Source organism: Roseospira visakhapatnamensis (assembly GCF_014197915.1).
GTDB lineage: Bacteria > Pseudomonadota > Alphaproteobacteria > Rhodospirillales > Rhodospirillaceae > Rhodospira > Rhodospira visakhapatnamensis.
Genome location: NZ_JACIGK010000001.1, coordinates 304,215 through 316,698, shown reverse-complemented (window position 1 = coordinate 316,698; position 12,484 = coordinate 304,215). Strand labels below are relative to the sequence as shown.

The 12,484-nt window shown below is 72.1% G+C and carries 8 protein-coding genes; 4 read left to right on the top strand and 4 right to left on the bottom strand.

Going from position 1 to position 12,484, the window contains the following annotated elements; genetic code table 11:
• Positions 1 to 241: 241 nt before the first annotated feature.
• Both GGD89_RS01290 and GGD89_RS01285 read left to right on the top strand, forming a co-directional pair.
• On the top strand, positions 242 to 1,378 hold the full coding sequence (locus GGD89_RS01290; RefSeq protein WP_184042279.1) for a TAXI family TRAP transporter solute-binding subunit: 1,137 nt from the start codon (positions 242 to 244) through the stop codon (positions 1,376 to 1,378).
• A gap of 138 nt (positions 1,379 to 1,516) precedes the next feature.
• Complete coding sequence (locus GGD89_RS01285) at positions 1,517 to 3,046, top strand: replicative DNA helicase (RefSeq protein ID WP_184042278.1); 1,530 nt, start codon at positions 1,517 to 1,519, stop codon at positions 3,044 to 3,046.
• 51 nt (positions 3,047 to 3,097) lie between these two features.
• Here the strand turns inward: GGD89_RS01285 and GGD89_RS20470 are convergent, their stop codons facing one another.
• From GGD89_RS20470 to cimA, 3 genes are all read right to left on the bottom strand, one after another.
• Positions 3,098 to 5,491 carry a DEAD/DEAH box helicase gene (locus GGD89_RS20470; RefSeq protein WP_184042277.1) on the bottom strand — a complete coding sequence of 798 codons (2,394 nt, stop codon included), beginning with the start codon at positions 5,489 to 5,491 and terminating at the stop codon, positions 3,098 to 3,100.
• A gap of 428 nt (positions 5,492 to 5,919) precedes the next feature.
• Positions 5,920 to 6,747, bottom strand: coding sequence for an RNA methyltransferase (locus tag GGD89_RS01275; RefSeq protein ID WP_184042276.1), 828 nt, complete (start codon positions 6,745 to 6,747; stop codon positions 5,920 to 5,922).
• Positions 6,748 to 6,755: 8 nt separating this feature from the next.
• Positions 6,756 to 8,369: a citramalate synthase gene (gene cimA, locus GGD89_RS01270; protein WP_184042275.1), complete on the bottom strand. Its 1,614-nt coding sequence runs from the start codon at positions 8,367 to 8,369 to the stop codon at positions 6,756 to 6,758.
• 286 nt (positions 8,370 to 8,655) lie between these two features.
• Between cimA and purH the strand changes: the two genes are divergently transcribed.
• The gene (gene purH, locus GGD89_RS01265) at positions 8,656 to 10,278 is read left to right on the top strand and encodes a bifunctional phosphoribosylaminoimidazolecarboxamide formyltransferase/IMP cyclohydrolase (protein ID WP_343058491.1); all 1,623 of its coding nucleotides are present in this window, start codon (positions 8,656 to 8,658) and stop codon (positions 10,276 to 10,278) included.
• Positions 10,279 to 10,296: 18 nt separating this feature from the next.
• Here purH and GGD89_RS01260 read toward each other — a convergent pair whose 3' ends face one another.
• Positions 10,297 to 11,031 carry an ATP-binding protein gene (locus tag GGD89_RS01260; protein ID WP_184042274.1) on the bottom strand — a complete coding sequence of 245 codons (735 nt, stop codon included), beginning with the start codon at positions 11,029 to 11,031 and terminating at the stop codon, positions 10,297 to 10,299.
• Positions 11,032 to 11,249: 218 nt separating this feature from the next.
• Between GGD89_RS01260 and GGD89_RS01255 the strand changes: the two genes are divergently transcribed.
• Complete coding sequence (locus GGD89_RS01255) at positions 11,250 to 12,473, top strand: putative manganese transporter (protein WP_184042273.1); 1,224 nt, start codon at positions 11,250 to 11,252, stop codon at positions 12,471 to 12,473.
• Positions 12,474 to 12,484 lie beyond the last annotated feature (11 nt).

Below are 12,484 nucleotides of genomic sequence, written 5' to 3'. Positions count from 1 at the left end.
CCCTCCGGCCGGTACCATTGCGTCTGGTGTCCGCGAAAATGCCGCGACAGGGGAGGCCCGGACCCGTCGTCGACACGACAGGTCGTCGCCGACGACGGTTCTGCCTGCACGATGCCCGAAAAAGTCCCACATTACGGCCCATCCTGGACCATGGGACGATGACAGGGAACGGCGGTCGATCCACCGGCCGCGCCGGCCCCGTCCGGCCACGATGGTGGTGGCTTGAGGAGGAACACCGGAGATGGGGGTGATACGCACGGGGGCCGTGGGTGCGTCGGGGACCGACGGACGAAGCGTGGAGCGGTGGTCCGATGATCGCCGCCGGCTTGTGGGCCTTCTGGGACGGGCCGGACTGCTTCTGGCCGCCGGGGGCGCCGGCCTGCTGGGGCCGTCCACCGGCCCCGGCGGCGCCCGGGCCCAGGACGTCGATATCGGCTCGGCGGCCGACCTGCGGTTCCTGCGCATCGGCACCGGGTCCACCTCCGGCACCTACTTTCCCATCGGTGGCCTGATCGCCAGCGCCATCAGCCGGCCGCCCGGCTCGCGGCCCTGCGAGAAGGGCGGCAGTTGCGGCGTGCCGGGGCTGATCGCCGTGGCGCTGTCCACCAACGGCTCGGTGGAGAACATGCATCTGCTGGCCTCGGGGGCGCTGGGGATGGCGTTCAGCCAGTCCGATGTGGCCTTCTGGGCGCGCGCCGGGGCCGGCGTGTTCCGGGAAGCCGGTCCCATGCCGAATCTGGTGGCCCTGGCGCGGCTGTATGACGAGGCCCTGCACCTGGTGGTGCGGGCGGACGGACCGCTGACCCGCGTCGAGGATCTGCGGGGCATGCGCGTGGGGATGGGCGAGGAGGGATCGGGCACCCTGGTCGATGCGCGGCAGTTGCTGATCGCCCATGGCCTGACCGAGGCGGACCTGTTGCCGGTGTTCGAGAAGCCGGGACCCTCCGCCGACCTGCTGGTGGCCGGCGAGATCGATGCCTTCTTCTTTATCGGCGCCCCGCCGGTCACGGTGGTGCGCGAGGTCGCCGAGGCCATGCCGGTGCGGGTGGTACCGCTGGCCGGCCCGGCCATCGAGCGCATGGTGCGCAACCACCCCTTCCTGTCCACCAGCGTGATCCCGGCGGGGACCTACGCCAACAACCCCGCGCCCATCCATACGGTGTCGGTCGGCGCGGTGCTGACCACCGTGACCGACGCCCTGGACGAGGCCACCGCCCACGGCGTCGCCCGGGCCATGTGGCACCCCAGCGTGCGGGGATTGTTCCAGCAGACGCCGGCCGGCGATCTGTTGATCCCGTCGCGGGCGCCGCACGGCACCGGTATTCCGCTGCATCCCGGGGCGCGGCGCTACTACCAAGAGTCCGGCTACTGGCCCTGACCGCCGGCCGTGCTGGCCCCTCCAGTCCGCGACGCGCGGCAACAGGCCCGTCCCGTCGCCGGACTGTCCCCGTTATCCTCATGACTCACAGGGGGGATGGGGCCTGCTTGCGATCGTCGACCGCGCTATGATCGGACGATGGAACCCCACACCCCCCACGCCCGCGCCCCGGCGCACGCCAACGACGGCGCCCCGGACGCGAACAACACCGGCCTGCGCCCGCCGCCGGCCAGCCTGGAGGCCGAACAGGCGTTCCTGGGCGCGCTGCTGACCAACAACAAGGTGATGGAGACGGTGGGCGAGTTCCTGCGCCCCGAGCACTTCATCCACCCGGCGCACGCGCACATCTACGACACCTGCCAGCGCCTTATCGAGCGCAACCAGGTGGCCAACCCGGTCACCGTCAAGCCCTACGTGGACAGCGACGAGTCGCTGGCCGAGGTAGGCGGCGCCCGGTATCTGGCGGCCCTGGTCGGCTCAGTGGTGTCGATCATCAACGCGAAGGACTACGGGCGCCTCATCCACGACTATTTCCTGCGGCGCCAGCTCATCGCGCTGGGCACCGACATGGTCAACGAGGCGCACGACAACGACATCGACATCAACGCCACCGACCAGATCGAAACCAGCGAGCAACGCCTGTACGACCTGGCCACAACCGGCCAGTATGAGGGCGGCCTGGTGGCCTTCAAGACCGCCCTGATCAACGCGCTGGACCTGGCCGAGGCGGCGCACCGCCGCGAGGGGCGGCTGGCGGGCGTGACCACCGGCCTGATGGACCTGGACCGCAAGCTCGGCGGGCTGCATGCCTCGGACCTGCTGATCCTGGCCGGGCGCCCGTCCATGGGCAAGACGGCCCTGGCCACCGCCATCGCCTTCAACGCGGCGCAGCACCTCGCTGACTCCGACGACGAGGCCGAGCACGGCAAGGGCGTTGCCTTCTTCTCGCTGGAGATGAGCGCCGAACAGTTGGCCACCCGCATCCTGTCCGAGCGGGTGCGCGTCTCCTCGCATCGCATCCGCACCGGCGAACTGTCGGGCGAGGACTTCGAGCGCATGCTGGTGGAGAGTCAGGAACTGCACCGGGTCCCGCTGTACATCGACGACACCCCCGCGCTGACGGTGTCGGCCATGCGCACCCGCTGCCGGCGGCTGGCGCGCCAGCACGGCCTGGGGCTGGTGGTGGTCGACTACCTCCAGCTTCTCAGCGGCGGCAAGAACGTCTCCCTCGACTCGCGCGTCCAGGAGGTGTCGGCCATCACCCGGGGCCTGAAGAGCCTGGCCAAGGAGCTGAACGTGCCGGTGCTGGCGCTGTCGCAGCTCTCCCGCGCGGTGGAACAGCGCGAGGACAAGCGCCCGCAACTGGCTGACCTGCGGGAGTCGGGGTCCATCGAACAGGACGCCGACGTGGTCATGTTCGTGTTCCGCGAACAGTACTACCTGGAGCGTGGCGAACCCGCCCGTCGCGGCGAGGAGAACGAGGACAAGTATCTGGAGCGACACCAGAAATGGGTCGAGCGCTGCGAGGCCGCCCACAATGTCGCCGAATGCATCATCGCCAAGCAGCGCCATGGCCCCATCGGTACCGTGCGGCTGTTCTTCGACGGCAACTACACCCGGTTCGACAACCTGGAAACGGGCGACGCGCCCGAGGGTGTCGATTTCTGACAGCGGCTGTCCCCGATCCCGACCCGTCAGGACCGGGGACGGTCGCCGGGCTCAGCCGGCGGGGTGCGGGTCGGGGGCCGGATCGTCCTGGACAGCCGCCGGGGTGTCATCAGGGTCGGCGCTGGCGCGGCGCGACTCCTCCTCCGGGGTCGGCGTGGTCCCGCCGTCCGGGGCGGCGCCATCCGCCGGGCCGCTCGTCTCGACGGGAGCGTCCGGTGTGGCGTGCTCCGGTGACGCCGCGCCCAAAGGCGGGGAGTCGACGGTGTCGGCCTCCTGCGGAGACTCGGATGCCGGCGGTTCGGGCGCGGGATCCGGGACCGGCGCGTCGCCGTCGCCGGAGGATTCCGCCTCGGCCTTCGCCGCCGTGTCGGCCGCCGCCTCGCCCTTGGGTCGGCGCACCCGGCGGGCGCGCCGCTTGGGCGCGGGCGCGACCTCGGCGTCGCCCGTGGGATCAGCCTTGGGATCAGCCTTGGGATCAGCCGAGGTATCCGGCGCGGCGCCGTTCCCCGCGCTCGTGTCACCGGCGTCGGTCGTCGCGTCTCCCGCGTCCTCCGTCTTGGGCGCGGTCTTGCGCCGCCGGGTCGCGCGGCGCGGCTTCTTGGGCGGTGCCGTGTCGTCCGCGCTGGAGGTCGCCTCGGCCTCCGCGCCGCCGGGGGGCGTGTCGCCGGGGGCGCCGTCGGGGGCGCCGTCGGTCGGGGTGTCGGGAGAGTCTCCCACGGTCTCTTGCGGGGTCTCTTCGGTCCCCTCCTCCGGGGCGGCGCCACGACGGCCATGGCGCTTGCGGGTCTTGCCGGGCTCCTGGCTCGCGTCGGTGCCCTTGTCCGCGTCCTTGGCCTTGGCCTTGCTCCGCGCGCGGGGCTTGGCCGTGCTCTTGCGCTCCTTGCCCGCGCTCTTGGTGTCAGCGCTCTTGCGGCGGCCCCGGGGCGCCTCGGCCTCGTCGCCGTCCTCGCCCTCCGTGGCGGTGTCCTCGCCCCCGCGCCCCATCGGCACCAGGGCGTTGTCGGCGAAGAACGCCGGCATGTAGTCGCCGAACCCGACCACGTCGTCGGCATGGGACATGGCGGGAATCTCGTCCCGGCGGCGGCCCCGGCGCTGCCGGCTGGCCCGGTCGAGTCTGTCGGTCCTGTCCGTCCTGTCGATTCTATCCGTCCTGTCGCGCGATTCGCTGGCGCCGCGCGTGGACGCCGGCGCGGTCGTGGCCTCGGAACGGTCCCGCTCGCGTCCGGTGCGGCGATCGCGGGCCCCGCGCCGGTCCCGATCCCGACCACCGCGCCGTCCGCTGTCGGCGCGGCGGTCCGTCGCGTCCTCGCCAGTCGCCGGGGCGTCGAGCCCCTCCAACTCCATGCGCGGGATGGTCCGGCCCAACATGGACTCGATGGCCGCGAGCAGCTTGGCGTCGTCCGGCGTGGCCAGGCTGAAGGCCGCGCCGTCCTTGCCGGCGCGTCCGGTGCGGCCGATGCGGTGGACATAGTCCTCGGGGTGGGTGGGGATGTCGAAGTTGATGACGTGCGAGACGTCGTCGATATCCAGCCCGCGCGCGGCCACGTCGGAGCACACCAACAGGTCGGCCTCGCCGTCCTTGAAACGGCGCAGCATCTCGTTGCGGGTGGGCTGGTCCATGTCGCCGTGCAGCGAGATGCAGTTGAAGTCGTGCTTGCGCAGCGACCGGTTCAGCACGTCCACGTCCCGCTTGCGGTTGCAGAAGATGAAGGCGTTGCGCACCCCCTCCGTCCGCAGGATGTGGCGCAGCGCCTCGCGCTTGTCGATGCGCGGCACCATGGCCAGGCGCTGGGTCACCGTCTCGGCGGCGGTGGCCTTGCGCTCGATGGAGATCTCGCGCGGATTGCTGAGGAAGGCATCCGCCAGCTTGCGGATCTCCTTGTCCATGGTGGCCGAGAAGAACAGCGTCTGGCGCAGTGGCGGCAACAGGGTGGTGATGCGCTCGACGTCGGGAATGAACCCCATGTCGAGCATGCGATCGGCCTCGTCGATCACCAGCACCTTGACGTCGCGCAGCAGGATCTTACCCCGCTCGAACAGGTCCAGCAGGCGCCCCGGCGTGGCGATCAGCACGTCCACGCCCTTGTCCAGCGCGCGCATCTGCTCGCCCATGCTCTCGCCGCCGATCAGCAGCGCCATGTCCAGCTTGTGGTACTTGCCGTAGAGCGTGAAGTTCTCCGCCACCTGCGCGGCCAGTTCGCGTGTCGGCGCCAGGATCAGCGAGCGCGGCATGCGCGCCTTGGCCCGTCCGTTGGACAGGATCTCGATCATCGGCAGGGTGAAGCCGGCGGTCTTGCCGGTGCCGGTCTGGGCAATGCCCAGGACGTCGCGCCCCATCAGGACGGGGGGGATGGCCTTTTCCTGGATCGGGGTCGGGGTGTCGTACCCCACCTCCTCGATAGCCTGGAGGGTCTCCGGCGAGAGGCCGAGATCGGCGAATTTCATGACGGGTTGTTCGGTCCTCGGGATCATGACAGGAAGGGGCGGCGTGACGGCAACAGCGAGCCGAGGGCACACCCGCAGACCCGGGATCCCTTTTCCGGTGCGTCGGCCCTGGGGCTGGGCGGTGTCGAGGCATCGCGCGCCCGAACCGGGGCGGCCCGCGCGTCCCGTGCGCCTTGGGCGGGCCCGGCCTTTGGCCCATCTCTCGGGCCATCGGCATCATAGTCCGCGTCGGCCGGGTGTCAATATGGCGCACCGCCGCGCTTTTCGCGTGCGCCCAGGTGATGCATCGCGGTGACAGGTGAGGCGGGGGGAGCCCCTGGCGACGAAGAGACGCGGTAAGGGGCATCGGGACGACAACACCGCATCGTCGCGGACGCGGGTCGATGGCCTGGAAGGGTGGCTGAACCTGACGGACGCGGGGTCGGTTGTCAGCCCTCCTCCCCCCGCGCCCAGTCATCCGGGCTCCCGCCCTCGGAGCGCCGGGGACGGTCCGGCCGGCGGCCCCAGCGCAGTTCCTTGACCACGCCGTGCAGGGTCCGGACCTCCTGGCGGGTCAGTTCCGCCCGCTCGAACAGGCTGCGCAGGTTGCGCACCATGCCCGGGCGCTTGTCGGCGTTGCGCAGGAAGCCGCAGGCGTCCAGTTCCGACTCCAGGTGGCGGAAGAAGGTCAGCAGCATGGCCCGGTCGGCCATTTCCCCGCCGTTGGTCAGCAACTCCACCGGCGGCTGATCGACGCCGGCCTGGAACCACTCGTATCCCACCAGCAGCACCGCCTGGGCCAGGTTGAGCGAGCGGTGCACCGGGTTCAGCGGCACCTCGACGATGGCGTCGGCCAGGGCGACGTCGTCGTTCTCCAGGCCGGTGCGCTCCGGTCCGAACAGCACCGCCGTGGCCTGCCCGCCCTGGGCGGCGGCGCGGATCACGCCGGCCGCGTGACGCGGCGTCATCACCGGCTTGATCATCTCGCGGCGGCGCGCCGTGGTGGCCAGCACCCGATGACGGTCGGCCAGCGCCGCCTCGGTGCTGTCGTAGCAGCGCGCGTGGCGCAACACGATCTCGGCGCCCGAGGCGGCGGCGATGGCCTTTTCGGACAGCCAGTCCTCGCGCGGGGCCACCAGGCGCATCCGGTCCAGGCCGCAATTGAGCATGGCGCGGGCCGCCGTGCCCACGTTCTCGGCCAGTTGCGGGCGCACCAGCACGAACGCCGGCGCCGTGTCGGCGGCGGGGGCGTTTGGGTCCTTGGTCGGGGGCGTCATGGCGCCGGTCATTCGGCGGCGTCGGCGGTCGCCACGGTTTCGGCGGAGAACAGCATGTAGGTGATCGAATCGTGCAGCGCGTTGTACGACGCGTCGATCACGTTCGACGACACCCCCACCGTGGTCCAGCGCTCGCCGCCGGTGTCGGCGCTTTCGATCATCACCCGGGTGATGGCGGCGGTGGCGGCGTCCGGGGTGAGGATCCGCACTTTGTAGTCCACCAGCCGCAGGTCGGCCAGACGCGGGTAGATCGGCACGAGCACCTTGCGCAGCGCGGCGTCGAGCGCGTTCACCGGGCCGTTGCCCTCGGCCACCGCCATGTGGCGCTCGCCCCGGATCACCGCCTTGATGGTCGCCTCGGACAACGTGATCAGCTCGCCCTTGGCGTTCCAGCGGCGCTCGTCGATGACGCGGAAGCCGTCCAGGCGGAAGTAGTCGGGCACGTGGTCCAGCAGCCGCCGGGCCAGCAGGGCGAACGAGGCCCCGGCGCCGTCGTAGGCGTAGCCCTTGAACTCGCGCAGCTTCACCTCTTCCACAACGCGCAGCACCTTGGGGTCGTCGGGGTCCACCTCCAGGCCGATCTCGCGGAAGCGGGCCAGCACGTTGGAGCGGCCGGCCTGGTCCGAGACCAGGATCTGGCGGCGGTTGCCCACGGCCGTCGGATCGATATGCTCGTAACAGCGCGGGTCCTTCTCGACCGCCGAGACGTGCAGGCCGCCCTTGTGGGCGAAGGCCGAGTCGCCGACATAGGGCGCGCGGGCATCGGGGGCGCGGTTGAGGCGCTCGTCGAGCGCGCGCGACACCTCGGTCAGGCGCGCCAGGTCGTCCGGCCCCAGGCCCACGTCCATGCCCATCTTGAGCACCAGGCTGGGGATCAGCGAGATCAGGTTGGCGTTGCCGCAGCGCTCGCCCAGGCCGTTGAGGGTACCCTGGACCTGACGGACGCCGGCGCGCACGGCGGCCAGCGAGTTGGCGACGGCGTTGTCGGTGTCGTTGTGGCAGTGGATGCCCAGGCGCTCCCCCGGGACCCCGGCGGCGACCACCTCGGACACGATGCGCTCGACGTCATGGGGCAGGGTGCCGCCGTTGGTGTCGCACAGCACCGCCCAGCGGGCGCCGGCATCCAGGGCTGCCTTGACGCAGGCCACGGCATAGGCGGGGTTGTCGGCGTAGCCGTCGAAGAAGTGCTCGGCGTCATACATCGCCTCCGCCTTCTCGCGCGCCATCAGGGCGATGCTGTCGGCGATCATGCGGATGTTTTCCTCGGGCTCCACGCCCAGGGCGACGCGGCACTGGAAGTCCCAGCTCTTGCCCACCAGCACGGCGACCGGGGCGTCGGCCTCCAGCAACGCGCGCAGGCCGGGGTCGTTGTCGGCGCTGCGGCCCGGGCGCCGGGTCATGCCGAAGGCCGCCAGCCGGGCGCGGGTCAGGTGCGGGGGGGCGGCGAAAAAGCGGTCGTCGGTGGGGTTCGCGCCGGGCCAGCCGCCCTCGATGGTCTCGATGCCCAGGTCGTCCAGCGCCCGGGCGATGGCCGTCTTGTCGGCGGCCGAGAAGTCCACGCCATGGGTCTGCGCGCCATCGCGCAGGGTGCTGTCGAACAGATGGACACGCGTGCTGGTCATCGCCGAAAAACGCCTTGTCAGGGAGAGTGTGCCGTCCCACGCCGGGACCGCCGGGCCGCCCACCATGCCATGGGGGGCGGCGTGGAAACAATGCCGCAGGCGCGCGGCTGAGTCCCGCGCTCCCCGTCAGCCCCGGTGCTGACCGCACCGCATGGCCCGCCGCATGTGCCGACCGTGTCCGCACCGCTTCCCCCCTCGCCGGCCGCCATGCTATGCATCGCCTCCCGTTTTGGTCCTGATCGTTTCGCTGTGCGCCCGCGTGACAGCCCGCCTGGAGATCCCGCCCGTGTCCGCCCCCACCACCGTCGCCGTTCCCGCTCCCGCCACCGCCGACACGCCCGTCACGCTGCGCCGCGCCCTGATCTCGGTCTCCGACAAGACCGGCCTGGCCGATCTGGTCCGCGCCCTGCACGCCCATGGCGTAGAGATCCTGTCCACCGGCGGCAGCGCCAAGGCCATCGAGGCCGCCGGCGTGCCGGTGGTCGAGGTGGCCGACCACACCGGCTTCCCGGAGATGCTGGACGGTCGCGTCAAGACCCTGCACCCGGCCATTCACGGCGGTATCCTGGGCATGCGCGGCAATCCGGCGCACGAGGCGGCCATGGCCGACCACGGCATCGCCCCCATCGACCTGGTGGTGGTCAATCTCTATCCGTTCGAGGCCACCGTGGCCCGCGGCGCCGACTTCGCCACCTGCGTGGAGAACGTCGACATCGGCGGGCCGGCGCTGATCCGCGCCGCCGCCAAGAACCACGCCGGCGTGACCGTGGTGACCGACCCGGAGGACTACGCCTGTCTCCTGGAGGACCTGAAGGCCCATGCCGGCGCGGTGTCGGCGGCCCTGCGCAAGCGGCTGGCGGCGGCGGCCTTCGCCCGCACGGGCGCCTACGACGGCGCCATCAGCCGCTGGTTCGCCGAGCAGGTGGGCGAGACCATCCCGCGTCACATCGTCTCCGCCGGCCGGCTGAAGCAGACCCTGCGCTACGGCGAGAACCCGCACCAGCAGGCCGCCTTCTATGTCCACGGGCTGGCGCGGCCGGGCGTGGCCAGCGCCCGCCAGGTGCAGGGCAAGGCGTTGTCCTACAACAACCTGAACGACACCGACGCCGCCTTCGAACTGGTGAGCGAGTTTTCCGACCCCGCCGTGGCCATCATCAAGCACGCCAACCCCTGCGGCGTGGCGCGCGGGGAAACCCTGGCCGGCGCCTATGAGCGCGCGCTGGCCTGCGACCCGGTCAGCGCCTTCGGCGGCATCGTCGCCGTCAACCGCGCCCTGGACCGCGCCGCCGCCGAGGCCATCACCCGCATCTTCACCGAGGTGGTCATCGCCCCCGACGCCGACGACGCCGCCCGCGCCGTGTTCGCGGCGAAGAAGAACCTGCGCCTGCTGATCACCGGGGTGATGCCCGATCCGTCCACCCCCGGGCTGACGGTGCGCTCCGTGGCCGGGGGGCTGCTGGTGCAGTCCCGCGACGCCGGCCTGGTGACCGAGGACGACCTGTCGGTGGTCACCCAGCGCCCCCCCTCGCCGGCCGAGCTGGCCGACCTGCTGCTCGCCTTCCGGGTGTGCAAGCACGTCAAGTCCAACGCCATCGTCTACGTCAAGGGCGGCGCCACGGTGGGCATCGGCGCCGGCCAGATGAGCCGCGTCGACAGTGCCCGCATCGCCGCCCGCAAGGCCCAGGACGCCGCCGAGGCCGCCGGCATGGCGGAGCCCCTGACCCGGGGATCGGTGGTGGCCTCGGACGCCTTCTTCCCCTTCGCCGACGGCCTGCTGGCGGCGGCCGAGGCCGGCGCCACGGCCGTGATCCAGCCCGGCGGCTCGGTCCGCGACGAGGAGGTCATCGCCGCCGCCAACGACGCCGGCCTGGCCATGGTGTTCACGGGCATGCGCCACTTCCGGCACTGAAGCCGGACCGCCCGCCCCTCACCCGGGCGCCCGACGCAGGGTCATGCAGACCTGGCGGCCGCCGTCCCGCCAGGCGATGGCGTCGGCCGCCGTGCGCATCAGCCGCAGGCCGCGCCCACGCAAGGCGTGCGTCTTGACGTCGCCCCCGGCGGGCGGGTCGGCCCCGGGCGCATCCGCGGTCGCCGCGTCGAAGCCCGGGCCATCGTCGGCGATCCACACCGCCCATTCCTCTCCGGTCGCATCCGGCGCCGCGCCCACCAGCAGCGGGCGCAGGCTGCGCGCCGGGTCGGCCAACGCCTCTTCGATCGCCGCCGTATGCGCGAGCCAGCCCTCCGGCCGGTCGCGCAGGTCGGGCGGAATGCCGAAGCAGCCGTGCAGGGCGGCGTTCACCAGGGCCTCGTGCACGGCCAGGCGCAGAATCGCATGACGGTGATGCAGATCCGGCCAGCGGGACACCACGGCGTCCGTCAGGCTCTCGGCGGTGTCCAGCATCCAGGCGGTGCCGGCGGACAGCAGAAGGGCGACCCCATCGGCGGCGGCGATGGTCAGGGCCAGGCCCCGCAGCGTCGGGGCCGTGGCCGCCGCCTCGGTCACCACCAAGCCACGCCCGGGCGGCGCCAGCGCCCGCCGCACCAAGCCGTGACCCCAGGCCCGCAGGTCCCCATCGGTGACCAGACGCAGGCCGGCGTCCGCCAGGGCGGCGTCGGTCGGGTCCGGCCGCGCCGGATCGGGGTCCATGAAGGACGACGGCATGGAATCCCTCCGCACGGAAGACGCGGGAAACGGGCCGACCCGGGAAGCAACGCGGCGCCGGGCACCCGTGAGGGTGGAAGGCGATGAGATCACGCGGTCAATCATAGAAGAAAAATTGGATTGCGGGGTAGGGTCAAACGGCCTATAAATGCGACTAAGTCGCAATTGCAAATTTGGCCGCGCCCTCACGGGTGCCCCATTCCAGAAGGCCCCCCGCCATGTCCGCCCTGATCGCCTCCCTTCCCTTCCGGTCCGGCGGCCTGCCCCGCCCCGGCCGGCTGCCGCCCGTTTCCGGCCCCGTCCGCCGGGCCCTTGCGCTCGCCGCCCTGGTGGGCGCCGCCCTGTCGGTGCCCGGCGGCGCCGCCATCCTGCACGAGTCGCTGGCCGATGCCTATCTCGCGGTATCGGTCTACGTGGCCGGCACCCTGCTCCTGTTGCTGCTGCTGGAACGCCGCCTGGGCCTCGACCTGAGCGCGCTGCTGCACCGGCACCAGCGCTGGCAGGTGCCCATCGCCGCCCTTCTGGGCGCCTTTCCGGGCTGTGGCGGCGCCATCGTCGCGCTGACGCAGTACACGCGCGGACACCTCAGCATGGGGGGCGTGGTCGCGACCCTGACGGCCACCATGGGCGACGCCATGTTCCTGCTGCTCGCCCAGGCGCCCGCCACGGCTGGTCTGATCGTCGCGGTCAGCGTGGTGGTCGGCATCCTCACCGGGCTCGCCGTCGACCGCCTGCACGGGCCGGACTTCATGCGTCCGCGAGCGGCCCCGGACGCCGCCATGGCGGGTCCCGCCTGCCCCGGCGGCTGCCCGTCGGCGAACGCGGACCACGCCGAGGGACGGCTGGCCGCCGGCCTGCGCCGGCTGTGGCTGCTGGTGCTCGGACCGGGGCTGGTGCTGGGGGCAATGCTGTCCTTCCAGGTCGACCCGGACGCCTGGATCGCGCCCGTGCTGGGCGTCGCCCCGGGCGCCGCGCTGGGGGTCGCGGGCGCGGTTCTGTCGCTGGCGCTGTGGGTGCTGGTCGGGCGCGGCGGCGAGGTCGGCGCGGAGTCGCCTCGGGGGCGCCTCGACCTGCGGCCGGTGGTAGCCACCACGTGCTTCGTGACGGGATGGGTGGTGTTCGCCTTTGTCGGCTTCGAGGTGGTGGTGCAGGCCCTCGCCCTCGACCTCGCGCACTGGTTCGCGGTCGCCGCGCCGCTGGTGCCGGCGATCGGCGTGGCGATCGGGCTTATTCCCGGCTGCGGTCCCCAGATCCTGGTGACCAGCCTCTATCTGGCGGACATCGCCCCGCTGTCGGCGCAGCTGGGAAATGCCCTGTCCAACGATGGCGATGCCCTGTTCCCGGCGATCGCCGTGGCGCCCAAGGCGGCCTTCGTGGCGACCCTGTACAGCGCCGTCCCGGCCCTGGGCGCGGCCTACGCGACCTATGCCCTGGTCGGCTGACCCCTGCCCTC